General features: G+C 45.0%; 23 protein-coding genes and 1 riboswitch. Of the genes, 11 read left to right on the top strand and 12 right to left on the bottom strand.

Going from position 1 to position 25,533, the window contains the following annotated elements:
- Positions 1-59 precede the first annotated feature (59 nt).
- Together MHI51_RS02375 and MHI51_RS02370 are read left to right on the top strand one after the other, a co-directional pair.
- Positions 60-560 (top strand): CcdC family protein, encoded by a 501-nt coding sequence (locus MHI51_RS02375; protein ID WP_076185218.1) that lies wholly within the window; start codon positions 60-62, stop codon positions 558-560.
- 400 nt (positions 561-960) lie between these two features.
- Positions 961-1,923 carry an L-lactate dehydrogenase gene (locus MHI51_RS02370; RefSeq protein ID WP_076124580.1) on the top strand — a complete coding sequence of 321 codons (963 nt, stop codon included), beginning with the start codon at positions 961-963 and terminating at the stop codon, positions 1,921-1,923.
- A 100-nt stretch (positions 1,924-2,023) separates the two neighbouring features.
- On the opposite strand, the gene MHI51_RS02365 is transcribed toward MHI51_RS02370, so the two are convergent.
- Entirely contained in the window at positions 2,024-4,066 is a 2,043-nt protein-coding gene (locus MHI51_RS02365; RefSeq protein ID WP_341000992.1) for a methyl-accepting chemotaxis protein, read from the bottom strand.
- Positions 4,067-4,247: 181 nt separating this feature from the next.
- Positions 4,248-6,491 (bottom strand): heavy metal translocating P-type ATPase, encoded by a 2,244-nt coding sequence (locus MHI51_RS02360; RefSeq protein ID WP_076276004.1) that lies wholly within the window; start codon positions 6,489-6,491, stop codon positions 4,248-4,250.
- A 264-nt stretch (positions 6,492-6,755) separates the two neighbouring features.
- Here MHI51_RS02360 and MHI51_RS02355 point away from each other — a divergent pair, with 264 nt between their 5' ends.
- The gene (locus MHI51_RS02355) at positions 6,756-7,517 is read left to right on the top strand and encodes a CPBP family intramembrane glutamic endopeptidase (RefSeq protein WP_076276003.1); all 762 of its coding nucleotides are present in this window, start codon (positions 6,756-6,758) and stop codon (positions 7,515-7,517) included.
- Positions 7,518-7,969: 452 nt separating this feature from the next.
- Here MHI51_RS02355 and MHI51_RS02350 read toward each other — a convergent pair whose 3' ends face one another.
- From MHI51_RS02350 to MHI51_RS02320, 7 genes are all read right to left on the bottom strand, one after another.
- Complete coding sequence (locus MHI51_RS02350) at positions 7,970-8,335, bottom strand: metalloregulator ArsR/SmtB family transcription factor (protein WP_036682656.1); 366 nt, start codon at positions 8,333-8,335, stop codon at positions 7,970-7,972.
- A gap of 100 nt (positions 8,336-8,435) precedes the next feature.
- Positions 8,436-9,170: an ABC transporter permease gene (locus tag MHI51_RS02345; protein ID WP_076276002.1), complete on the bottom strand. Its 735-nt coding sequence runs from the start codon at positions 9,168-9,170 to the stop codon at positions 8,436-8,438.
- A gap of 1 nt (position 9,171) precedes the next feature.
- On the bottom strand, positions 9,172-9,888 hold the full coding sequence (locus tag MHI51_RS02340) for an ABC transporter permease (protein ID WP_405173546.1): 717 nt from the start codon (positions 9,886-9,888) through the stop codon (positions 9,172-9,174).
- Entirely contained in the window at positions 9,885-10,796 is a 912-nt protein-coding gene (locus MHI51_RS02335; protein ID WP_076276001.1) for an ABC transporter ATP-binding protein, read from the bottom strand. The genes MHI51_RS02340 and MHI51_RS02335 overlap by 4 nt, the downstream gene beginning before the upstream one ends.
- Before the next feature lie 70 nt (positions 10,797-10,866).
- The gene (locus tag MHI51_RS02330; protein ID WP_341000990.1) at positions 10,867-12,294 is read right to left on the bottom strand and encodes a HAMP domain-containing sensor histidine kinase; all 1,428 of its coding nucleotides are present in this window, start codon (positions 12,292-12,294) and stop codon (positions 10,867-10,869) included.
- Entirely contained in the window at positions 12,291-12,965 is a 675-nt protein-coding gene (locus MHI51_RS02325; RefSeq protein WP_076219565.1) for a response regulator transcription factor, read from the bottom strand. Before MHI51_RS02325 ends, MHI51_RS02330 begins: the two co-directional genes overlap by 4 nt.
- Positions 12,966-13,084: 119 nt before the next feature.
- On the bottom strand, positions 13,085-13,504 hold the full coding sequence (locus MHI51_RS02320) for a pyridoxamine 5'-phosphate oxidase family protein (protein WP_036682665.1): 420 nt from the start codon (positions 13,502-13,504) through the stop codon (positions 13,085-13,087).
- A gap of 160 nt (positions 13,505-13,664) precedes the next feature.
- Here MHI51_RS02320 and MHI51_RS02315 point away from each other — a divergent pair, with 160 nt between their 5' ends.
- The 7 genes from MHI51_RS02315 to MHI51_RS02285 all read left to right on the top strand — a co-directional run bounded on the left by MHI51_RS02315 (position 13,665) and on the right by MHI51_RS02285 (position 20,304).
- The gene (locus MHI51_RS02315; protein ID WP_076192749.1) at positions 13,665-14,885 is read left to right on the top strand and encodes an MFS transporter; all 1,221 of its coding nucleotides are present in this window, start codon (positions 13,665-13,667) and stop codon (positions 14,883-14,885) included.
- Positions 14,886-14,957: 72 nt separating this feature from the next.
- Positions 14,958-16,409: a hypothetical protein gene (locus MHI51_RS02310; RefSeq protein ID WP_052096734.1), complete on the top strand. Its 1,452-nt coding sequence runs from the start codon at positions 14,958-14,960 to the stop codon at positions 16,407-16,409.
- 158 nt (positions 16,410-16,567) lie between these two features.
- Positions 16,568-16,678, top strand: a riboswitch (TPP riboswitch).
- A 162-nt stretch (positions 16,679-16,840) separates the two neighbouring features.
- Complete coding sequence (locus tag MHI51_RS02305) at positions 16,841-17,890, top strand: ABC transporter substrate-binding protein (protein ID WP_076124596.1); 1,050 nt, start codon at positions 16,841-16,843, stop codon at positions 17,888-17,890.
- 78 nt (positions 17,891-17,968) lie between these two features.
- On the top strand, positions 17,969-18,262 hold the full coding sequence (locus MHI51_RS02300) for an MTH1187 family thiamine-binding protein (RefSeq protein WP_036682688.1): 294 nt from the start codon (positions 17,969-17,971) through the stop codon (positions 18,260-18,262).
- Positions 18,259-19,020 carry an ABC transporter permease gene (locus MHI51_RS02295; protein ID WP_036682669.1) on the top strand — a complete coding sequence of 254 codons (762 nt, stop codon included), beginning with the start codon at positions 18,259-18,261 and terminating at the stop codon, positions 19,018-19,020. Before MHI51_RS02300 ends, MHI51_RS02295 begins: the two co-directional genes overlap by 4 nt.
- 34 nt (positions 19,021-19,054) lie before the next feature.
- Positions 19,055-19,888 carry an ABC transporter ATP-binding protein gene (locus MHI51_RS02290; protein WP_076276056.1) on the top strand — a complete coding sequence of 278 codons (834 nt, stop codon included), beginning with the start codon at positions 19,055-19,057 and terminating at the stop codon, positions 19,886-19,888.
- Positions 19,889-20,118: 230 nt separating this feature from the next.
- Positions 20,119-20,304: a hypothetical protein gene (locus tag MHI51_RS02285; protein ID WP_341000989.1), complete on the top strand. Its 186-nt coding sequence runs from the start codon at positions 20,119-20,121 to the stop codon at positions 20,302-20,304.
- Positions 20,305-20,875: 571 nt separating this feature from the next.
- Here the strand turns inward: MHI51_RS02285 and MHI51_RS02280 are convergent.
- Together MHI51_RS02280 and MHI51_RS02275 are read right to left on the bottom strand one after the other, a co-directional pair.
- The gene (locus MHI51_RS02280) at positions 20,876-21,625 is read right to left on the bottom strand and encodes a WecB/TagA/CpsF family glycosyltransferase (RefSeq protein WP_405173545.1); all 750 of its coding nucleotides are present in this window, start codon (positions 21,623-21,625) and stop codon (positions 20,876-20,878) included.
- A gap of 213 nt (positions 21,626-21,838) precedes the next feature.
- Positions 21,839-22,720 (bottom strand): nucleotidyltransferase domain-containing protein, encoded by an 882-nt coding sequence (locus MHI51_RS02275; protein ID WP_405173544.1) that lies wholly within the window; start codon positions 22,718-22,720, stop codon positions 21,839-21,841.
- Between the two features lie 185 nt (positions 22,721-22,905).
- Between MHI51_RS02275 and MHI51_RS02270 the strand changes: the two genes are divergently transcribed.
- Positions 22,906-23,952 carry a hypothetical protein gene (locus MHI51_RS02270; RefSeq protein ID WP_405173543.1) on the top strand — a complete coding sequence of 349 codons (1,047 nt, stop codon included), beginning with the start codon at positions 22,906-22,908 and terminating at the stop codon, positions 23,950-23,952.
- Positions 23,953-23,998: 46 nt separating this feature from the next.
- On the opposite strand, the gene MHI51_RS02265 is transcribed toward MHI51_RS02270, so the two are convergent.
- Positions 23,999-25,522 carry a DHA2 family efflux MFS transporter permease subunit gene (locus MHI51_RS02265; protein ID WP_076275998.1) on the bottom strand — a complete coding sequence of 508 codons (1,524 nt, stop codon included), beginning with the start codon at positions 25,520-25,522 and terminating at the stop codon, positions 23,999-24,001.
- Positions 25,523-25,533: the final 11 nt, after the last annotated feature.

Genomic DNA, 25,533 nt, shown 5'->3' with positions numbered 1-25,533 from the left:
ATCGTTTTTCTGTTATAATGAAGATACAAGTGACTGAAATCATAGAGAGGTCGTGTATCATGGGTAACATAAACCCCTCGCTTCTACATATTGGCTCCACATTAGGGGCTTTGTTCATGGCGCTGATGGTTATTTTCATTCGTCTAAAAGCAAGCGCACGTCCGGTTACTATTCGAAAAATATGGATTCCACCTCTCGGTATGTCGACGGGTTTTGCCATGTTTGTGGCACCTGCGGTCAGATTCCCATTATGGTGGGCGGCAGTCGCCTTTTTGATTGGCTGGTTCATCTTCGCGTATCCTCTTATACGCAGCACCCACTTTGAACAACGTGATGGACAAATTTACGCTCAACGCTCCAAGAGCTTTGCGTTTATCCTGCTCGGACTTCTTCTAGTCCGCACTTTACTCCATGAATTTATTAACCGTTATGTGTCTATTCCACAGTCCGGTGGTTTGTTCTTTATTTTAGCCTTCGGCATGATTGTTCATTGGAGATTTTTTATGTTCAAGCGTTATAAGGCTATGACCTCCTCGGTGAGTCTGCTGCCGCAGCCATGATTATCAATAATAATCCTAAGAAGCCATCTCAGGGTTCTTACCCGATATCCTTGAGATGACTTCTTACCTCTTGTAACTCAAGCTTATGTTCTCCTCTGCTTTTTTCTACTTTTCACCCTTTTCTGACATCAATTAGCCATCCTCTTATTACATCCTCTTTAAGCACTTTACATACACTATAGGGATAGATCTCCTGAAATAACTAACTCATCATGTCACCTATTCAGCATTAAACAGAAAAAATATAATCTTTGCAAGTCCGATGTCAGGTAACTTGCGAAGGGATACGTTAAACTATAAGCATACCTAACGATAAGCTTCCAAAAGACCTTAATGCTGAAATAAATATCATTTGGAAGCCTATACTGCGTATAACTTTTAGAGAGTGAGGACAAGGCAATTGAAAAGTAAATCGAGAAAAGTAGCCATCGTCGGGGCCGGAATGGTGGGTTCAAGCTGTGCTTACTCCATGGTTAATCAGGCCATTTGCGACGAAATTATGATGATCGACCGCACCTATGATCGGGCTATGGCACAAGCACTTGATCTCTCGCACTGTATGGATTTCACAAGCACACGCACAAAGGTGTATGCCGGAACCTATAGCGATTGTGCAAAAATGGATGTCGTTATCTTAACCGCTGGCGCTAATCCAACAGCCGGGCAGACCCGACTTGACGTATTGGAAGCCTCTGCGGTTATTACTCGAGAAATCATTACCAACATCATGGCTGGGGGATTTGATGGAATTTTCGTAGTCGCCGCTAATCCGGTCGATATTGTCACTTATATGGTCTGGAAAATATCAGGTCTGCCTCGCCACAGAATTATTGGTACCGGGACCTCCATTGACTCGTCGCGCCTAAAAACCCTGCTCTCCGATGTGTTCTCCATTGACCCGCGTAGTGTTAATGGCTACGCCTTAGGTGAACATGGTGAATCCCAATTTGTAGCTTGGTCCCATGTAACAATTGGCGGCAAGCCTATTCTGCAAATTTTAGATCAGCATCGCGAGCGGTTCCCGCATTTGGATCTGGAGGATATCTCCCGCAAGACAAAAGATGCCGGCTGGGAAATTTTCACCCGTAAAGGCTCCACCCATTTCGGGATTGGCAGCGCACTTGCCTACATTACCCGTTCGATCCTGAATGATGAGCACAAAATTATCGCCGTATCCGCCATTCTGGATGGAGAGTACGGACATAGCGGTGTATGCACGGGCGTGCCCGCCATCATAGGCAACACTGGGATTCAAGAGCTGCTGGAGCTTAATTTAAATACAGAGGAAACCCAGAAATTGAACCACTCCTGCAACATTGTACGTGCAGGCATCGAGAGCCTACAGCTGGAAGACAGCGTTTAATTCATAAAAAAAATCGCTACTTTGGGAATGGGTGAGATCACCCGCCAGCTCCCAGAGAGCGATTTTTTGTATTATTAGGAGATGAATCTCAGTTTATCTCCTACTTTTTAAACTTTTCGATTTCTTCTTTCAGCACAGACATCACTTCATTAAGTGATTCCGCGGAGGACACGACATCCTTCATAATCTCTGTCTGCTCCCCTGAAGCTAAGGAGACCGCCTGAGCATTCTCAGCAGATTCTTTAGCTATTCCGAGCATATCGGATATAGAAGCCGTTATTTCTTCCGTGCCGGCTGACATCTCTTCATTAATTGCTGACACATCCTGTATTTGCGACGATACTTCACGGATCGAAGAACGGATATGATCAAAGGAAACACCGACGTTTTGCATTTTCCCCATTCCATCGCCAATTTCCTCAATACTCTTCTTCATGGAATCCGCTGCACTTGTTGTTGAAGACTGAATGCCGCCGATTAGCTCCACTATACTAATGATGGAACTGTTCGTCCGCTCTGCTAACTTTTTCACCTCATTCGCAACTACACCGAAGCCACGACCATGTTCTCCAGCTCTGGCAGCCTCAATAGAAGCATTCAAAGATAATAAGCTTGTCTGATTGGATATCTCAGAAATTACATCCACAATTTGTCCGATTTGTTCCGATTGCTCACTTAATTTCCCAATCATCTCGGCAGTCTGATTAGCTGTGGAACTGATAACAGCCATCTGTTGCAGTGTAGATTGAATTTCCAAATAGCCACTCTCTACTTCTGAGTTGACTGTCTCAGCCTGATCTGATACCGCTGCAGAGGACTCAGCAATACGTTGCAAACCTACGGCCATCTCTTCCGTTGCTCTTGCGGATTGCTCGGACCCTCTAAATTGCTCTTCCATTCCTTGAGCTACTTCTTGGATAACTGTGGCAACCTCTGCTGAAGTATAGGACGAACGTTGAGCCGATTTCAGCATTCCTTCTGAGGAATAAGCAACCTCCACTACTGTTGTATCAATCTTGTTGACAATACCGGAGAGTGTCTCAATCATATCATTGATATTTTGACTCATCTCGCCGATCTCATCTCCGGACTGCACTTTAACCCTCTCATTCAGATGACCCTCTGCCACCTTTTTCATAGTCGAGGAAATTGCTTTAATGGGTCTAACGATAAGACGAGTAAGGTACAGTGAAACAAAAATTATGACAAGTATAACTGCCAGTAAGATGAACATTGCTGTTCTTTGTGCAGAGGTCACTTTAGCAAAAACCTCTTTCTCCGGCACTGTTACAAGAAGCTTCAGATCAGTATCTGGAATTGTCTTAAAGTATGTAATGACTTTCTTACCATCTTCGCCCTTATAAGTTTCGGACCCCTCTTTGTTGCTCAAAATCTTGTCAACGACCTTCTGAAGAGCCGGCTCTTTAGCGTAATCGGTAATTTTTTTGCCCATACGACTGACGTCTGGATATGTATAATACATGCCATCATTTGAGATTACATATCCAAATCCGGTATCCGCCATAGTAATTTCATTACTCATTTGGGCAAGAACTTCAGGAGTAATCGAGAAGACAATACCTCCCATAAATTGCTTATCCTTATCCATGACAGGAACTACGATTGGAATGATATATTTATCAAGCTGCTCCAGATAGGACATTTCCCCCAACACAGGCGCATGTGTTTCTTTCGCTTTCAAGAAATAGCTCGCATCTGCTACATTTGCGGTCATGTTCATCATATTGGTTAACTGGCCGTCTTTACTAATGACACTGTAACCTTCTGTCTCACTGTCACTTTCCTCCAGCACTTCTATCACAGGGAAGATACTTGCCGGATTTGTAAAATCGAACTCAGGATGCTGGGACACCAGATCCTTTACGGACGAGGTTTTGTTGGATAGCCACTCATCCATCCGGAATGTGTTCGTATTAATGGTGTCCTGCGCCATTTGCTCACTGTCTGTGCGTGTGACATTGCCGAAATAATCAAGTAAAAATATGGTCGCCACCATGAGCGGCACGATTGCAATAGCTAATATAACAGATGACCACTTAAGTTGAATTGACGTCGCTTTTCTCTTCGTTACATTTTTTCTCATTTTTTTCATCTTGTTTCCTTTCATTTCATTTTCATTCACGATGAAATAGCCTCCTCACTCCATTTGTTATAATATCTCCTGATGTGGATATATCTTCTATATCGGCAAAAATAGACAAATTCTTTGCTGGAGAATAAAAAAAATAAGCCCTAAGACCCCTAAAACCGGAATCCTAAAGCTTACTTTTGTTGAGTTCATTTATTTAATACACCAAAGATTCTTAACCCTCGTCTTGCACTTTTAAAGCTCGAATACTGTTCAGTACGGCAAGTACGGTTACCCCTACATCTGAGAATACAGCCTCCCACATCGTGGCAATCCCAAATGCACCGAGCAGAAGGAATATAGCTTTTACACCTAAAGCAAAAATAATATTTTGCCATACGATGGCTCGAGTACGCTTGGCAATTCCGATAGCTACAGCAATCTTCGAAGGCTCATCGGTCATAATTACAATATCTGCTGCTTCAATGGCAGCGTCGGAACCAAGTCCTCCCATAGCGATGCCGACATCGGCTCTAGCCAGTACAGGAGTATCATTAATTCCGTCTCCGACAAAAATAATCTTCTCGCGTGGAGACTTATCACGATCCAGCTTCTCGATGGCCTCTACCTTATGCTGTGGTAAAAGCTCTGCGTGTACCTCATCTACCCCTAACTGCTTCCCTACATCTTCAGCTACGGCGGAAGCATCACCTGTCAGCATCACCGTCTTGCGTATTCCCAGCTTTTTGAGGCGCTGAATGGCCTGCAGTGAGTCCTCCTTCACTTCATCAGCGATCACCAGATAACCTTCATATTGATGATCTACCGCTATGTGAACAACTGTACCGCTCTGCTCTGGGACCTCATAAGCAATTCCCTCACGCTCCATCAGACGTGCGTTACCTGCAAATACGGTCTTGCCTTCGATAGTTACTTCGATACCATGACCAGAGATTTCATTGTAATTCGAGATAGCTTCCTTAGAAATCTGTTCACCATAAGCCGTCCGAATCGACTCAGCGATCGGGTGATTGGAATGGCTCTCCGCATAAGCGGCTGTCCGCAGTAATTCATCCTTAGATTTGCCACCCGACGGATAAATTCCTGTCACCTTAAACTGTCCCTTGGTCAACGTTCCCGTTTTATCAAAGACAACTACCTTCACATCATTTAGGGCTTCCAGGTAGTTACTTCCCTTAATCAGAATACCGCTGCGTGAAGCTGCACCAATCCCTCCGAAGAATCCCAGTGGAATCGAGACCACAAGCGCACAAGGACAAGAGATTACGAGGAATACAAGTGCACGGTAAATCCAATCCGAAAAAGTTGCACCACTGATCAGCAGTGGAGGAACGACGGCCAGCAGGACTGCTGTGATCACTACTACAGGCGTGTAGGCACGTGCAAATTTAGTAATAAAGTTCTCCGTTTTAGCTTTGTTGCTTGATGCATTCTGCACTAGCTCCAATATTTTGGATACGGCCGATTCTCCAAAGGTCTGAGTAACTTGCACAGTAATTACGCCGTTCCGGTTAATAAAACCACTTAACACCGCACTTCCTGGACCAGCTGATCGTGGTACCGACTCTCCAGTAAGTGCAGATGTGTCCATCATGGCGTTACCTTCAAGTATTGTTCCGTCAAGGGGTACCTTCTCACCGGGTTTAACAACAATCAAATCTCCGATGGCTACTTCCTCTGGTGAGACCTTCTTCAGATCATTTCCAAGCTTGAGATAGGCAAACTCGGGGCGAATATCCATAAGTGCCGTAATAGATCGGCGTGAACGATTCACAGCCAGACCTTGGAACAGTTCTCCAATCTGGTAAAACAGCATTACAGCCACGCCCTCTGGATACTCACCAATCGCAAATGCACCGATAGTTGCCAGAGCCATCAGGAAATTCTCATCAAACACCTGGCCACGGATGATGTTCTTAACCGCCTGCCAGACAACTTCACCACCCACGATAAGATAGGCTGCCAAAAAGATCAGCAATTCAACTACTCCATTCACGGGCAGGAACATCCCAGCTAGAGCAAGAATTCCACCAGCGCCTAACCGCAGCAATATTTTGCGTGTATCACCTTCCCCATGCTCGTGCGTATGACCATGACCTTCAGCATCCTCATGACCATGATGATGTCCAGCAGCTTGATGGCCGTGCTCATGACCATGCTCGTGATCATGCGTATGTTCATGAGCGCCACTATTGCGCGCCTTGTGATTGCCCCCAACCTTCTCTTTCACATTTACGTGGGGCTCAAGTGCCTTCACCGTTTTCTTCGCTTCTACAATCGCTGACTCCTCATACCCTGCGGCAGTTTCCAACGTCATTGTTTTTGTTACAAAATTAACGGAACAAGACGATACACCTTCAATCTTCTTCACCTTATCTTCAATTTTCATCGCGCAATTGGCGCAATCCAAGCCTTCTAATTCCCACTGACGTTTTAATTTTCCTTGCATTGTATCCATACGGCACATCTCCTCAAATAAAAACCATATATGAGCACTTGTTCATATGTTATCTTAGCCCTATTATATTCCCTTTATATTTCAAGGTCAATACGCGATATACACCATTTTTCTACATTATCTTAAAAATTAAATCAATTGACCTTTACGTGAAAATATGTAAAATCATGTATGACCCAAAGTAAGTTTCTTACATACGAATGACCCCATTATCAATGAAGCTCGATGGGCAAATGATTTACACAGAAGGGATGAATTTAGAACATGTCAAAGCTAGCCAAAACGTCTTCTTTTTCACAGAAACACCCTATTTGGAGCGTAGTTATTATCGAAGTGTTATTACTTGTAGCCGTAACTGCCGCCGGGGCTTACGCAACAATTAAGGAACTTGCGTACACCGCCCCTGTACTTATCTCCTTCATCCCAATCGCGCTTGTACTCATCATCTACTTTACAGTTAAGCGCAAATGGAGCACGCTTGGCTTCCGACCTCTAAACACCATATCCTCGGGCAACTGGATCTATTATGCCCCGCTAGTAGTGGTCCTGATTACCATATCCTTTAAGGGATTTCGTGAGATCAGTGCATCTGAGGTACTGTTCTTTATCTTCTTCACCCTGCTGGTCGCTTTTGTGGAGGAAAGTATCTATCGCGGTTTGATTTTAAAGACCTTGCTTCCTAAAGGGGCTAAAACAGCAGTGATCACTTCAAGTATTCTTTTCTCTATTACCCACTTACTTAATGCATTATCCAGCACAGATATCACACAAATTCTTCTACAACTCGTATATGCGCTTCTGATCGGTTTTGCGCTAGCCTTGTTGATGCTAAAAAATAATAATATTCTTCCGCTGATATCCTTTCACTTTATACATAATTTAATTCAGTTTGTGGGCAACGATAATACGAGTGAATACATGGGAATCGATCTATTTATCCTGCTAGTGCTTGCTGTGCAATGTGTCTGGCTAGTGTTGTCCTTTAGAAAACCAAACCTAACGAAGAACCTAAATCAAGCCAGCTAATAAGCTAAATCCTTACTTCAAAATACAAGGCTTCAGTGGATTTAAACGCATTGGTTAACCCCTATGCAGCCTGGTTTAATTGAGGTGCTACTTAGTTTAGTTGAGATGTTACTTAGTTAAGCTGAGATGCCACTTAGCTTCATTAGAGCAATATTTGTCGCAAACCGCACAGCTAACGGACCCAATTGACACTAAAAGCAGTATTATCCCCGGTTTAGCATATTATCGGACCCCATAGGCGCTATTGGCATGAAAAAGAGCAAAATAAGACCTCTTTCTAAAGAATAACTGCACTGAGGTCCGCAACTCTGCTCAAAAAGCGATTATTGTGCAAATAACGTCAGCTGGGTCCGTAAGCCGTAGTGGATGGTTGGGACTCGTCGGCATAATAAAAAGAGGGACTCCCAAAAGCCATTCAATGGCTGCTGGAGTCCCTCTTTTTTTGCAACTAGCTATTCGTGTCGGACATGCTCGTGGGTCTGCAAAAAGATCTGCTCCACATGCGCATCGTTCAGCGAATAGAATACCGTTTTCCCCTCTTTACGCCGCTTCACGATCCGTAGATTCCGTAAATAACGGAGCTGATGGGATATCGCAGATTGGCCCATATCAAGGATCACGGACAAATCATGTACACATAATTCTTGCTGTGACAAAGCGTAAATGAGCCGCACTCGTGTTGGATCACCCAACGCTTTGAACATTTCTGCCATTTTATCAGTAATCCCACGGTCTGGCAGGATCAATGCAATGGATTCCGGTTCAAGCTCTGAACCCTTGCATGTATTGTCGCAGTCCTCTAATGCCGTTGGCTCCATGCTCTCGCCCTCCTCCATCTTAGCTAATTATATTCTTTAATTATAAGAAAAACAGCACGGGATGTCCATTGAGGAGGAGTTTATAGCCTCTGATTGTGAATTAGACTGCTTTACGATAAAAGGAGATTAGTCCTGCGGCAAAAAAGACAATCAAGCTTCCTCCCACTATCATCATCAGTGTCTCTAAAGGCAGATTAAAGGCACCAAATCCGTCATCACCATAATGACTCATGGCCAACAACGGCTGTACCCAAGGATAATAGGGGCCGTAGGTTGAAGAATTAGCGATCAGTATATTGGGAATGGTCAGACTCACATTCAGCGCCAGCGGTGCGCCGAAGCTGCTCCAGCTTTGCGAGATCGCCAGCTGCAATGCGGCGAGAGGTAGACAGGCTACAAAGCCGCCAAATACTGATTTTAGCAGCTGCGCCCAAGGGATTGGATCTGGAGCCCCTCGGAACAAGCCCATTCCCAGCACCATAATGAGGAACGTTACTTGCACAGCAGCCAGCAATCCGATGATCATCACATATTTTGAGAGATACACCGACAACCGGGTTACAGGCAGAGACAACAATAGCTTCCAACCACCGTCATGATGCTCATAACGACAGATCAGGGCCGCAAAAATGCCTGAAAGCACAGGCAGAAACAGCAAAGCATGCATCATTGACATCACACTTAACAGCAGCTCCCAAGACATCTTCTCACCTTGATTATCCGATAACAATCCGGGAACCAGTGATAAAACCGGACTTCCTATGACTAAAAGCCAAACATATGATTTAGACATTTTTAATCGCTCTGAGGACAATACTCTCCAAAATGACATCATCTTAATCCACATCCTTTCGAGCGAAATGCACTGCACCCGGCAAAAACACCAGCATTCCCAGCAGCAGACCCGCACCGCTGAACAAAAGGCGATTAGAGGAGTCCCACGCCAAATATGGCCATGTTAAAGGCACCCACTCCGAAAGGAACATGGAGAAAAGTGACGTCAAAGATAATGTAATCCCCAGGGCAACTGGCAGTGTCTGATTACGATTAGCCAGGGAAAGCCACAGCTGTAGCGCGATGACCGGCAGAGCCGCAATATAGGACATAAAGCCAATCCGCACTACATCCACATAAGGAATAAGATCCGCTTTGAAGCCCAAAATAAGCCCTAAAACAACTATCCCCACTGAGAGCAACAAGCAGGAAACTGCCACTAGCAGCAGACAGAGCATTAACTTAGCCATAAACACTGAGGTACGAGAGATAGGCAGTGCCAAGAGCTGCTTCCATGAACTCATCTGATGTTCGACATTTGCAATCAACGAGCATACTAAAGTGCCCCCCAGAAAAAGAGCTGTGGGCACAAACCCGGACACATTATCCAGAAGTCCTCCCCATAAATCCGCGCTATACTGCTGACGCAGATAATCATAACGAAGGCCAAAGTTAAGGCCCTGCATGGCTACCAGACCAATCGGTCCTAGAAACACTAGAAACCAAATTCCTTTGCCGCGGATTTTAAGCCAATCCGCTGACAACGCCCGCCACATCATGATTCCCCGCCTCCCACAACCTGTAGGAAGAAGTCCTCAAGCGATTGTCTCCGCTCCTCTACACGATAGACAGCGTGCCCATTCTCTACCAAAGCCTTGACTAGCAGCGCTACTCTTGCATCGTTCATTCTTGAAAAAATCAGTTTTTGCTCTTGTAGTGTCCCTTCATACCCCCGGCCTCCAGCGAGACGTAACGCAGACTCTGGTTCCGAAACCGCAAGGCGTATCTCGCCAGCAGCCTGTTGTTGCAGATTAGCTATTGTATCTTGGTATACCATTTGCCCTTGGCGAATAATACCCACGGTATCTGCCATTTGTTCAATTTCACTAAGCAGGTGACTGGATACTACAACCGTAATTCCTTGCTCCCGTGGCAAACGTTTGATAAGCCCACGAATTTCCTGAATCCCTGACGGGTCGAGTCCGTTCGTTGGCTCGTCCAGAATAAGCAGCTCTGGATTCCCTAGCAAGGCAGCTGCGATACCGAGTCTCTGCTTCATCCCGAGGGAGAACCCTTTGACCGGACGTCTCTCTTCCCCGGTTAGAGAAACAATATCTAGCACCTCAGCGATTCGTGACTTCGGAACATCCAGAATGCGGCGGATTGCTTCGAGATTGTCCACAGCACTCAGATGCCCATAATACGAGGGGGATTCGACAAGCGACCCTACCTTCCGTAAAATTTGCAGCTTATTCTTCCGAAGATCCTGGCCGAACACTTCAATTTTTCCAGATGTCGGTGTAATTAGGCCAAGCAGCATACGGATTGTTGTAGTTTTCCCAGCTCCGTTAGGACCCAGAAAACCATAAATCTCTCCCTTACGGATATTTAAATTCAAATTTTCTACCGCAGCCCGGCCACGATATTTTTTCAATAAATCCTTAGTTTTAATCACTGTTTCTTCCATGTTCTTCACCTCGGTATACAGCATAACGTCCCAAGGTTAAGAACAAGGAAGTGCCAAGTTTAAGTTTTGTTTAAATTTCACGACGCGGATCAAAGATTACAATAGAAGTGCCTTTGCCTGTGCTCTCCACAACCCATTCCAGCTCCATATGCTTCATCAAAAGATCGACGATAGACAATCCCAAACCTGCCCCCCTGTAATCGGATGGACTCTGAATGCCTCGACCATGATCCGCAATAATTATGGCACGTTGTTCATTACGTTGCTCCGTTGAGATCCCGACATAATGCCCGCTGCTGGCATGTCGTACAATGTTTTGATACAAATTATCGAGAATACGGCGGAACCAGACCTCATCCACCCTCCAGAATAGCGGTTCGGCTTCCAGGTTAATATCAATATCGAAGCCCTCTTTTTCCCATACGGGGTACCAAGCAGCCGCACTCTCCCGTAACAAGCGTAGAACATCTTTACGTTCCAGCTTTAAGGTTACCCGTCCACTATTGAGCAGATTGTAAGATAAAAGATTCTCAATCAGGACGCTAAGATCCGCAATACGCTCATCCATAAGCTGTAAGGACTGCTTACCTTTTGAGGTCAGATCCTCTTTGGTCATAACATGGATATGGCTGCGAATGACGGTTAGGGGTGTGCGTAAATCGTGAGATAAATTCGAGACTAGACGCTTACGCAACTCTTCCTCTTCTATTTCCCTGCGTCGGCTTTCATCCAGTTTAGTTACCATCGTATTAAAAGCTTCCTCCAAGCGACCGATCTCGTCCAGTTTTCCTGTCACTATAGACTTAGGCATTCTATCCGGGCCTGTGATCGTCATCGCGGTTTGCAGTTGCAGCAGCCGTTTGCGAATTTTTCTAAAGAACATCCACGAAACCAGAGCGAACCCTCCAAAAAGGGTAAATAACACAAAGTTATACCAAGCCCAAGCCCCTAATCCCCCATAAGCCCCTTTGTTCAGCAGCTTGCTTGGAATTTGCATCACCATAAATCCCTTGTCTGCCTCCACTTTGTCCCCCACGAAAGCAACGATGGCTAAAGGATCACGATTCGTACTTTCTTTCATAAATGAGATAGCCTCAGCCGCAGTCCACTGATCAGGAACTTCAGGGTAAATCTTATCCTTATCCCCTTCATCAGGCGTGAGAATCAACTGGGTTTTTCCCTGCCCGTCTACCCAAAACATAGTAGCCTCAGTGTATTTTCGACTCAATTCATGCAGCCGCTGATTTATGGCTTCCGAAGAGGCACTTTCTAAGTGAAGTGCCTCTTTATGCCACATAGTCTCCAGCGGTGCAATATTCGAATACAGGGATGTATCTACAGGCGGGGCACCTTTGGTCACTTCGTTAAGAATATTGTAGCCAACAAAAGACAACGGAAGGACCACAGGGATAAATAGCAGTGCAGATACGATAATTAGCAAATACCCTGATAACAAAGAGGAATTACGTTTCTTGCGAATGCGCTCTAATCCTCTCATGCTCTTACCCGGTAGCCGATCCCACGGACAGTTTCGATAATTTCCGGATTACCCGGATCAAGCTCCAGCTTTTCACGCAAATAACGAATATGTACCATCAGAGTTTTATCTCCTTCGATATAAGCCTCACCCCACACGGCCTCGTAGATCTGCTCCTTCGTCATAATTTGGTTAAGATGACGCAGCAAATAGGAAAAAATCTGAAATTGCTTACCTGTAAGCATGATTTCTTCCTGAGTCTGAGCATTCATCACGCGGTTATCCCCTTCATATACGACTAGATGTTTAAGTGTGAGTGAATCCTGAACCGATGCCCCATTCCTTCGGAGCAGCACCTCGATTCGAGCGGCCAATTCATCCGGATGAAAGGGCTTGGTCAAATAATCATCTGCGAACTCCAAACCTTGCAGCTTATCATCAATCGAGGTCCGGGCGGAGAGCATCAAAATGGGCAGCTTAGGGTAAGAACGTTTCAAACGTTGCCCGATCGTAAACCCGTCCAGACCTGGTAGCATAACATCGAGAATAGCCAGTTGGCAGGCGCCGGCTTCTTCCATCGCTCCTTCGCCGCTCCGTAACCAGCGGACACTATATCCTCTTTCGCTTAAATCAGCAGACACTACACTGCCAATTTCACGATCATCTTCAATATATAACAGAGTAACGTTCATGTAGCTTTAGCTCCTCCCCGATATGAATACCTAAAAAGTTGAAGTCATTATAACACATCAAACAGCCCTCCTACCCCATATGGGATAGGAGGGCTGTTTGATCAATTCAACGCTATAGCTTACGGCTGCCATACTCCATGCTCTTTATTGCTGCCTACATACTCAATACGTGTTGGAGTAAGCTCCAGAATTACATAATTAGGATCATCAGGTCCTGTAAACCATGGCTCCAGCTCTTTATTCCATACCTTGGAGCGCAAGCCTTCATCCTTAGAGACGGTAGCAGTTGCTTCAATCTCCAACACATCTTTGCTTCCGCCTGCCTCATAGCCAAGCAGTACAAAAGCATTCGGATTATCGGATAACTCCTCCACTTTATGAGTTTTGCGATTTGTAGCCAAATAAATCTTCAAACCCTCATGGAAAATGGCCATATAACGTACTTTCGGCTTATTTCCTTCTTCGATCGTACCAAAGGAACCGAACTTGTTGTCATCCAATGCTTTAATAATGAGTTGCTCCAGTTGTTTGTTATCCATTACGTAAATCTCTCCCTTCAAGCATGTAAATAAAAGTTTATATATCCAAGCTCACCGTTTGGATTTATCATAACAATGGTGCTTATTATAATGTACCCTTCAGGTTCACATTGAATCCGACCTTACCTCATAAACTACTTCAAGATAAGGAGCTTACTTCGTGAAAAAACTGATTTGGATCGGCTGTCTTTCCTACTTCGTTATCGGTCTGGCACATGTTGTGCTGGGATCTATTCTGCCCGTTCTACTGCAACATTATGACCAAAATTATAGTGCTGGCGGTGAATTAATCTTTAGTCAATTCGCTGGTTTTTTAGCAGGTGTGTTGGTCTCTCCCCTGCTTAATCGCCGCTTCGGTAAACGTGGAGGCATCCTCATTGCCACCAGTCTTCTACTAGTTGCAGAAATTGCCTACGCCTTTCTACCGCCTTGGGGCTGGATGTATGTTATCGCTGTTGCCGCAGGTTTTGGTTTCGGGATGATCGAAGCGGTTATCGGCACCATTATTATTGGTGCTGTAACCGAAGGAACTGCTATTGCAATGAGCCGGCTTGAAGTGCTATTCGGGATAGGCGCACTCGTAATGCCGCTTATCGCCAGTCCACTCATTGCTGCCGGAGCGTGGAGATTGGCCTTTCTAATCGTCGCTGCCTTCTCCTTAATTTCTCTTATCCTCTGGACAAGAGGGCACTTCGGTAATCTACAACGAATGCTGGATGAACGTGCCTCTGTCCAAGGAGCAGACAATTCGCAATCCTCAAGCTCACGTTCTAACAAAAAATTTCCGTATAAAGGTAAGCAATGGATTCTGTTAGGGATCTTCATCGTTTTCTTTTTTCTTTATGTAGGCACAGAGATGAGTTTAGTCAACTTTATGCCGGCTATCTTTATTGCCAAGCTAGGGATGACGGAGTCTGCCGCAGCACTGACAGTCACTTTCTTTTGGCTGGCGATGTCTACAGGAAGATTGTTTGCGGGTGTAATTGCCGAAAAAATATCTTATCGCGTGTACATTCTCAGCAGCTGTTTACTAACCTTGTTACTGCTGACACTCTTTCCGTTCACTGACAATCGAATGGCTGCTTTCATTGTAATTCTGCTGCTGGGGCTGTTTATGTCCGGTATTTTCTCCATTGCTTTAGTCTTCTCCAGCAAAATGCTGCCTGGCACCGAAGAGTCAACACCCAGCATTATGATTGCTTCCGGAGGTGTTGGCGGTGCTTTGCTACCTCTGTTTATGGGCTGGTCTATGGACCATTTAGAAGTGGCACAAACAGCCGGATTACTCGCCGCTTTTGCCGCCTTCTTGTTTCTGCTAAGCATTGCCGCATGGAGGTTCCAGTCCATGCAAGCGGTGAAAGGAAAGAGTTCCCGTATTTAGAACAGTATCAACGTTATCCTTTTAGGGTAATGTGATCTATAAGCATATTCTGAGCACAAGGATGGACGATGAATGAATGAGTCTTCAACTGAGCCTTTGTTACATACTGCGCTCATGCAGTTTATATTTCCCTTTTCTATAAAAAAGGGCGATTCTAAGCAGCTTATCCAGCAATTACAGGACGACGGCTTCACACGTTTTTTTCTGGATAATAAAGAGCTTGAAGCTGCCTATTACGGAGATGGCTACTGTGTTTCCCATGAACGAATGGAGCGCACCTATTTACCGTTTGCTGCACATGTCCTTTTTCCACGCAGGAAGGATGCCGACTCGTTTCGCCGTTTTTCCAGAGTAAATAATCTCGACTGCATTCTGGAGATTCCGCAGCAATCTATATTTTTCAAAATTCTCTCGACGGATATATTCATATGTCCTTTTCAGCTTGGATTCGTGACGATACGTGTCCAGCTGGAGGGGGATTCAATTCCCTTTAGTATTGCCCTAGAATTCGCGGATCGTTTCCGTGCGCTAGAGAATACCTTCATACAGGATGATTACACTTATATTCATTGCGGGGAACAGACCTATGAGATGGTAGAGGATTTTGTCTTCCGAAATTTGGTGGATGGACTGGAGCCATATCTGGATCAATCGGATATCAATGGGGCTTATTTCGAGACCCTTCCTTTTTTCGTAGATGAAAGAATGCAGGTGCAAGCTTTTTATGGCTTTCAGAATGAAGAAAGCTCTGATGAGATTAGTGTAAATCTGCGCTATCGTGCCTCACAGCTTGATGGAATTGATCTCAACGGAAAGCCCTATGCCAGTGCCAGCGATCCAGCGTATATTGCAAACTATTGTCATGAGCATTCCTATAATCGCTGGGGTCCAGACACGTATTATATGATGAATGAGCAGACTTTTTGCTGCATGACCCGCGCTGAACAGGAGATTGCTGTTAGTCTAGCCAACCAGATGTACGGGCAATATTATTACGGATTTTTACTCAATATTTTCCACAAAATCGTTCTGCTAAAGCTCGCCAATATGCACTCCCGACTTCGGATTAATCATGATTATGAGGAAATAGACAATCTAATCTACTCCATCAATAAGTTCTCGGCTAAGTTCTACTTCTTGGAGTTGATTTCCCAGTCGCAGGGCCGGGAGATATTTCTTCAGCTGCGTAAAGTATACGGAAACGATGCTTTGTTCGAGGAAGTGAAAGAAACCTTAAATGACCTGTTTCAGTATCAGGATAAGTTTCAGTCCAAGCGACGGGATAATCTGCTGATGATTCTCACTGTATTTACGGTAGTAAGCGGGATTTACGGCATGAATCAGGTCATTGACGATTTGGATGGAAAGATTCAATGGAGTAAAATGATTGGTTATTCTCCCTTTGAATTTCTTGCCCTCTTCGTGATCATGAGCGGGATTCTGATCAGCGTTGTCCTCACGCTAGGGGCGCTGGTTAGTGAGCTTAAACGGCGTCACCGCAAGAAATATAAAGATCTAGACTAGCAAAAAAGAAACTACTGGATTGGAAAAATTCAGGAGTGCACTACTAGACATTCCGAGTACAGCCGTCTATAATACACCGTATGCGAGAAATATAAGATATAAAGTATGGGTACAAAACTTATGCTTACTTATATTGCACATAGAAATACCCGTTAACTTCATAGAACCAGGGGTGCTGGAATTGGCCGGCTGAGATTGTATCCCACAAGATACTGACCCTTATACCTGATCTGGATAATGCCAGCGTAGGAATCGCCAATTGGTTCTGGTCCCTGTGACCTTAACTAACCTTGCGCCAAGCCAGCGTCCCGATCACTCGGGGCGCTTTTTTTGTAAGATCACTAAAAGATGTAGAAAAACGTACATACTACACTTTACGGGTTCATGTTGTGAAGACGGGATTCTTGTAACCTTAAAGGAGAGAAGAAGACATGCACCTCAAAAAAGCACTTACGTTGTGCCTCACCTGTGTACTCATTCTTGCCATTGCCGGATGCGGCAGCAACAATGGGAATACAGCCGGAAACAAAGCAAATGCTACTGATCCAACTGCTGCGGCTGGGACGGATGCTCCAAAAGAGCTCACCAAAGTTAAAGTCGCACTCGACTGGACACCGAACACGAATCATACCGGTCTATACGTAGCTAAGGATCTTGGTTACTACGCTGAAGAAGGTCTGGATGTCGAAATCGTTCAGCCAGGCGCAGCGGGTTCTGATACTATGGTTACCTCTGGCGAAGCCGCTTTTGGCATCAGCGCCCAAGAAGGATTAACGCTAGCCCGTCTACAAGGCGTGCCCCTTGTCTCGATAGCAGCTATTATTCAGCATAATACGTCGGGATTCGCCGCTCCAGTAGATCGCAATATTAAATCACCAAAGGATTTCGAAGGTAAAACCTACGGAGGCTGGGGCTCACCGGCCGAAGAAGCAGCCATGAAAGCCATCATGGATCCTGAAGGTGGCGATGTAAAAAAGGTGAAGCTGATCAGTATCGGTGAAGCTGATTATTTTACCGCCGTCAAACGTGACATTGATTTCGCCTGGATTTTCTACGCTTGGACTGGTGTTGAGGCTGAGTTGCGTGGCGAGCCATTGGATATGCTGTACTTAAAGGATTATGCGCCGCAGCTCGATTATTACACGCCTGTGCTGACGACGAGTGAGAAGCAAATTGCAGATCATCCTGATCTGGTGAAGGCCTTCATGAAAGCCACATCAAAAGGTTATCAATATGCCATTGATCATCCGGAAGAGGCTGCCGGTATGTTATCGAAGGCCGTTCCTGACCTGGACGCCGACCTTGTCCTAGCTAGCCAAAAATGGCTTAGCCCAAAATACAAGGACGATGCTGCCCGCTGGGGCGAGCAAAAAACCGAGGTCTGGCAGAATTATGGCGACTGGATGTACGATCTGAAGTTGCTGGATAAACCGCTGGATGCTGCTAGTGCATTCAGTAATGATTTTTTACCGGCGGAGTAAACAACAATTGTAATGAATTACTTCGTTATCAAAGTTGGCTTTTTGAACTTACCTTATAAAATGAGAGGATTGATTATTGTGGCTAACACCCTACTAAGCATTCAAGTAATTCCAAAAACTCCGAACAATGAGGATTCCATCCCATACGTAGATAAAGCGATTGAGGTCATTCAGAAATCCGGTGTTAAACATCAAGTGAATCCACTGGAAACCACAATGGAAGGTGAGCTTAGCGAGCTGCTGGAGGTTGTGCGTCAGATGCAGGAGGCGTTGATCGAAGCAGGCAGTCCAAGCGTAATTTCGCAGATCAAAATCGCTCATAATCCTAACGGAATCAGCATGGATAAATTGACGGAGAAATATCGGCCGTGAGATCGACCTGGAAGCTAATATGGCCGCCCCTTGTGGCGGTCGTCTTCTTTTTAACCGTATGGCAGCTATCTGTATCTGTATTTCATATTGAATCCTGGATTCTGCCGAGTCCTGCTGATATTGCCCGTGAATCCACCAGTAACGCTTCTGGTCTTTGGGCTCATACGATGGCTACGCTGCGGCTCACTTTAATTGGTTTTCCCATTGGTACGGGGGTAGGCCTGATCGTTGCTTTGCTTTTGCATCTTTTGCCTTGGGCTAGACGGGCTTTTTATCCACTTATTATTCTGAGTCAAAATGTTCCCTCCATCGCGCTCGGACCCCTGCTCATTATCTGGTTCGGCTTTGGTCTTTTGCCCAAAATCGTGCTGATTACACTAGTATGTTTCTTCCCGGTAGCTGTCGCTGCGATGGGCGGTCTGGCCCAAAGTGATCAGGTCATGATGAATTATATGAAAATGGCTGGCGCAAGCAAGTGGCAAATCTTCACCAAGCTGGAGCTGCCCTCTTCTATCCCGGCACTATTTTCCGGCGTAAAAATATCTGCTACTTATGCGGTTATGGGCGCCGTGGTCGCTGAATGGATTGGCGCGGATAAAGGTATTGGCTATTATATGCTTCTGCAGAAATCCGCATATCGTACGGATCGGATGTTTGTCGCTATTGTTATTATTGTACTTTTAAGTCTTGTACTCTTTGCTATTATTGCATTGCTGGAAAAATGGCTGGTTCGCTGGAAGCCGCGCCGTAACTCATAGAAAGGAAGATGCCTGTATGTCTCAAGCGACGCAAATGCAACACAGAACAACACAAGTCATAAGCTCTCCTGAAGCTCATACCGTGGCACCCGCCCTTGAAGTGAGCGGCATCTCCAAATCTTTTTCCCATCGTCGCCGTGAGACGAAAGTTCTGAATAATGTCTCTCTCAAGGTAGAGCAACAAGAGTTCGTTTCGATCGTTGGTCCTTCCGGCTGCGGAAAAAGCACCTTATTCCATATGATTGGCGGCCTTGTGAAACCCGATGCAGGCACGATCCTCATGAACGGTAAGGCCGTTACAGGTCAACGCGGTGAAATTAGTTATATGCCGCAGCAGCCTGCGCTTTTTCCTTGGCGTACAATTGAGGATAATGTGCTGCTTGCTGGGGAGATCAAGGGCGCACTGCGGGATGGAGCCCGCGAGGAAGCGCGCCAGTGGCTTGCCAAGGTTGGGTTAAGCGGGTTCGAACATGCTTATCCGCATATGTTGTCTGGCGGGATGCAGCAGCGTGCAGCTTTTCTCAGAGCATTGCTCGCTCCGCAGGAGCTAATGTTGCTGGATGAACCTTTCAGCGCACTGGATGCACTAACTCGCAGTGAAATGCAGCGCTGGCTGCTTGAGCTGTGGGAAGAGAATCGCCGCTCTGTGCTGTTCATTACTCACAACATCGAAGAAGCGTTGCTGCTCTCTAATCGTATCTATGTATTTTCCGGCCGCCCCGGCTCCATTCTGCATACAGTCGATGTGCCGTTTCCGCGGCCACGCCGTGATGAGATTACGGACTCTCCCGAGTTCCTTAAGCTCAAACGCCAGTTGTCACAGTGGATGCGAGAGGAACAAGCTAAAAATAGGCAGCCGCTAGCTTAATCGCTAAGCACTGTAAACTGATATCGCTGGTATAGCGGTGTCAGTTTTTTATTTTGCAGCGATAAACTCCTACCCTATTTATAATTGACGCGGATGTATCTGCTCAATTAAACAAATTTCACTCATCATAGTAGGGATCACATTAAATGTGTGGCGAAAACCGACACCCTGTTGGTAATGGATAGTAACCGGGCGGGTTTGGGACATTCTGCGGGATTTATACCGCTGATTTGCTGCTTCAGGCCGGACTCGGCTCATTCTGCGGGATTTATACCGTTAATTTGCTTCGTCGGGCCGGATTCGGCTCAGTCTACGGGATTTATACCGTTGATTTGCTTCGTCGGGCCGGATTTGGCTCATTCTGCGGGATTTATACCGTTGATTTGCTTCGTCGGGCTGTATTGCACCGATTCTAGGGCATTTTTGCCTTTCTTTTGCCACTTCGGGTTGAATTGCACCCGATCTAGGGCATTTTTGCCTTTCTTTTGCCCCTTAGGGCTGTATTGCGCCCGATCTAGGGCATTTTTGCCTTTCTTTTGCCTCTTCGGGCGGAATTCCAGTGACTCAGGGGCATTTTTGCCCTTATTGTTCCTCTTTAGCTTTTAGTTTGAATTAAATACGAGACTATGGCATCAACCAGAATCGGTGTTGTTTATTATTATTAATTTGTTTAAAGGTCACAGCTATAGTCGCACTTACATCCTACTCACCACTCTTACACATACTCCCACTACTCACTTTTTCTCCCATTCCTTACCTCAATCCCACTACTTACTCTTACTCTTACTCTACTCCTACTCCTACTCCTACTCCTACTCCTAGTCCTTACCTCAATCTCACTACTCACTCTTGCTCATACTCCTCACCTTACTCCCACTAATCTCTCTTACTCTTCCCCCTACTCCTTACTTCCAACTCTCACACCTGCTCCCTCCTCCTCTCCCACCAATCGAACCTAAAAAAGGCCCCATAAACGAGGCCTTTTCTTCATTTCCTAATCATAGCTCGGAACACGAATTTGGGCAGTACTGCCTGTCTGCGCCATCGCGACTTTTGTCCCTTCGCAACGGGAGCGAACAAAAGTCGATGCAACCACTCCAGATTGAGTTTTTTCCATAGCGCTGGTGCAGGAGTAACTTTTCCCGCTATTACATCTAAGCTGCCCCCCACGCCAAAAACAACTTTTACCTGCGTAAGCTCCTGTTTGTGCTTATATACCCATTTGTCAGAGTATGGCGCACCCATCGCAACGATCAAGAAATCTGGCTGTGCGCGCCGTATTTCTGCTACAATGGCAGGCTCCTCTTCCTTGGTAAGAAAACCATTATGTCTTCCTGCAATCTTCACATTCGGATATAACTCCGTGATCTTTTCGACCGCTTTACAGCTGGTAAGCTCATCTGTTCCCAAGAAATAAAAACTCCAGCCCAAGCTATTTCCTTGCTCCAAAAGCTCAAGAAGCAGCTCATATCCAGTTACCCTCTCAGCAATAGGATCGCCTTTTCTTTTTGATGCCATCACAATGCCAATCCCGTCAGGAGTGATTAAATCCGCTTCTTGAAGTATGGTTCGTAGCAGCTCGTCCGATTGACTTGTTATCGTAATTTCCGGGTTAGCCGTGATCAAATGGAAAAGTTTCGATTCCCCAGATTGAATATGTTTTGTTAGATGAAGTGTTGTCTCATGTAGTGTTAGTTTTGAAAAGGGAACTCCTAATATTGAAACTGTCCCGTCCATATAATCACCTCTCACTAAAATTCCACTTCAATATACCTTACCATAATCAAGAGGAGGAAGGGGAGTCATTTAAATTACTTAATCACCACAGCTACTACGCTACCCAAACACTTCAGCCATTCCACCGCTTCAACCATTTCAGCCCACTATAGCCATCCCCAGCAACCCCGCCACCACAGCTACTCTACTCACCCAAACACCCTATAGCTCCACTCACTCCTCCATAAACTTCCACCACTCTACTAACCAAGGTTCATCGATCCCCCGCATGCGGAATTCCTCTACAAGTATCTTCCGGAATCGTTTTTCCATTTTGACAAAGTTATTATCCTCTTGGTACATAGGGGCAAAGGATTCATCATCTCTAATAAAAATCCAAAAATCGCCCGCACACTCCAAAATCTTTCGGCCGACAGTCGTTTGTTTGGCTACAGGTACCAGCCATTTGTCATAGGGGTAGGGGTAACCTTCAATAGTAATGGCACAGCGTAATGCTTCTTTATAAAGAGAAACCGCTAAAAATAAAATAGGAAAGGCGTCGCCACGCACTACAGGATTATCTAAGCTTTTGGCATAACTTCGTAACTGTATGTATGAATTCTTACGAAATCTCATTAGGACTCCAGGTTGGAGGGGCACATAGGCATCAAAAAGTGACTTTACAGCCAATCGGTCATAGTAGATATAAGAAATAGAAGCATTCCACAGCCATTCCATATTTCCGCTCATTAACGCCGCTTTGATTTCTGATATTTTATGCAGTGTGTAATGTCCGGTCTTGCCGCTGGGAAGTCGTAAATCCATAAAAAAACTACTTTGCTCCGGGATCAGCCCCGCTTGCTCGAACCGATGATTAATGCTGCTATAATACTCATCCTGACAAATAATGATTACATCCACATCCGACTGCTCATCCACCACACCAAGTGCGGTCGATCCATCAAGGAGAATACTTACCCGCTGACTCTCCTCTTTCATTAACGGATGATTTAGAATTTCTTGTGTGATATACTGCCCAATTTCCTCTAATAATTCGCTATGAACCTGCGTCTTATCAGGTGTTAATAAAATATCCGACAACACTGATTTCACCATCTCAACCCCAACCTCCAATCAATCTCAATTTCTCAAAAAATAAAACGCTTACACCTAACCTAATATTTGGATAATGGAGTACCATTCTACACTCCTAATATATATCTTGCAAGGATAAATGAAGTACCCTTTTGCCTAAGCCTAAATATAATGAAGTATCTATTTACTTGGAAAGGGGTAAAAGCATGGCGCAGCCAAAAGTGATTGCTACAGTCCGCTCTGCCGGACCGATCGGAGATATAAAAGTAAATGTCGTCACGAATCGAGTATACTTTGTAAACCCAGACACCGAGGCTGGAACTATCGGGGTATTGGAGGGCAGAACTAATCGCATTATCGCTCGGATCCCTGTAGGAAGACTGCCGTCTCAGCTCGGAATCAACCCCCAACCCAACCGGATTTATGTACCTAACTTCCGTGACGAAAACGTATCTGTCATAAACGGGCGGACAAACCAGGTAATCAAAACTGTCAAAGTAGGCCGATTCCCAGACAATATCGGAGTAAATGTTCGAACCAATCTGATTTATGTAACTAGCGCATTCGGAACCCTATTCGTCATAGACGGGAAAACAAATCAGGTCCGTAAAAAGATTGAAATCGGTGGACGCCCCTCCAGAATTGTTATCAATGAGCTTACCAACCGTGTCTATGTGACCAATACAGTAAATGATAGCGTCACCGTCATTAACGGAACTACACAGGCGATCATTGCGACAATAAAAGTCGGAAGTAACCCCGTGATAGCGCCAGCACTTAATAAAATTACCAATCGTATTTATGTCGCTAATAACTTGAGCCGGTTTCTTTCTGTGATCAATGGCCGAACCAATAAATTGTTGCGTAATGTACAGCTGGGACGTTTGCAAAGTGAGGTCGTTATAAATCCGCTGACGAATCGTATTTATGTCTCAAGTGCACAAGTGGAGGGTAAGGGCAGGCTGTTTGTCATAGATGGGCGCAACAACAAAATTATAACCACAAAGGTGTTGCCTACCTCCTCCAACACGATTATCAACCCGAATACAAATCATTTATTTGTTGGTAATTTCGATAAAAATCATATGTCCGTTTATAACGCCACCACGTTTAAACGGCTCGCAAGATTCTCCTCCGTATCAGGCAGCACTGTGCTAAACCCGCTCACAAATAGAATTTATGTAGGTGGAAATGACTCCATAACGGTCATTCAGGATGGACCAAGACTCACTCAGAGTTCTATTTTTAATTAAGACAAAAAGACGCCCACCATAGGTGGGCGTCTTTCTACATATCAAATTACATCGATCTAGCGGATGAAACTTGTTTAACAGCCACTTTTTCCTCGACTGTTTCTGTATCCTTAGGCTGTATCCCTCTTTTTATGAAGAAAGCTAGGATAAAAGCAATAATGGCAACGCCTACTGACACTAAGAACGCATCATTAATTCCTTCGATCGTTGCTTTTGCGATGACTTGGTTTTGAATGCCAAGCAATTGCTCTGCAGAAGGCTTAGCCGTTAATTTACTCACAGCCTCAGCTACCATATCTTTGACATGTGATGTGGTACTGTTTGACATAATCGTTACAAGCAGCGCCCCGCCAATCGCCCCGGAGACTTGCTGAATCGTACTGTTCATGGCTGTACCATGTGGTGTATATTTAGCCGGGATGGAGTTCAGACCATTGGTCATCACAGGCATCATAACCATTGAAATCCCGAACATTCTCACAGAATACAAAATCATTAGTGTCGAATATTTCGTTGTCTCAGTTAGATCACTAAAGAAATACGTACTGATCACTACGATAGCCAGACCGATTAACGCTAAGACTTTGCCGCCGAATTTATCGAACAATTTACCTGTGATTGGAGACATAACCCCCATAATCAAAGCACCAGGCAACATTAGGAGTCCCGAATCCAAAGGTGAAATGCCTCTAATATTTTGCAGATAAATCGGCATTAACATCATGGCTGAGAACATCGCCATATTCAGTGTAATCGAAATCGCTGAGGATAAAGCGAACATCGGATATTTGTACACTCTGAAGTTAAGCATAGGCTCCTTCATCTTCATCTGGCGCATAATGAATATCACTAAACCAATAACCCCGATAATAAGGGTGGAGTAGACCATTGGATCATCCCATCCTTTATTCCCAGCGGAACTGAAGCCGTATAGAAGACCCCCGAACCCAATCGCTGATAGAACTACGGATAGAATATCAATTTTAATAGCCACATCTTTTTTAGGATCATGCAGTTTGAAGAAGGCAAGAAGGAACACCAATACGGCGATCGGTGCAATCATAAAGAACAGCACAGGCCATTCATAATGCTGAATAATCCATCCTGAGAGTGTAGGACCAATGGCTGGTGCAAAAATCATAACCAAACCAAACATCCCCATGGCCGAGCCACGTTTTTCAGGTGGAAATGTGGTGAACAATACATTCATTAATAATGGCATCATAATCGCGGCCCCTGAGGCTTGGACCATTCTCGCAATCAATAATACAGGGAAACTTGGAGCAAAGCCTCCAATGAAGGTCCCTATTGCAAATAATCCAATGGCGATTAGGAATAATCGTCTGGCTGTATACTTTTGAATTAAAAAGGCCGTTGAAGGAATCATGATCCCGTTCACTAACATATAACCCGTCGATAACCACTGTACCGTTGAGGCACTGACATCAAAATCCTTCATAATCGATGGTAAAGCTATATTGAGCAAGGTATTACTCAGTAAAGCAACAAATGCACCAATCATAAGGATTGCCAAAATCCCATAGGACGCTTTACTTTCTTTCGTTTTCATTTTGGAATCCT

Source organism: Paenibacillus sp. FSL H8-0260 (assembly GCF_045040625.1).
GTDB lineage: Bacteria > Bacillota > Bacilli > Paenibacillales > Paenibacillaceae > Paenibacillus_AQ > Paenibacillus_AQ odorifer.
This window is presented reverse-complemented; position numbering and strand designations above follow the sequence as displayed.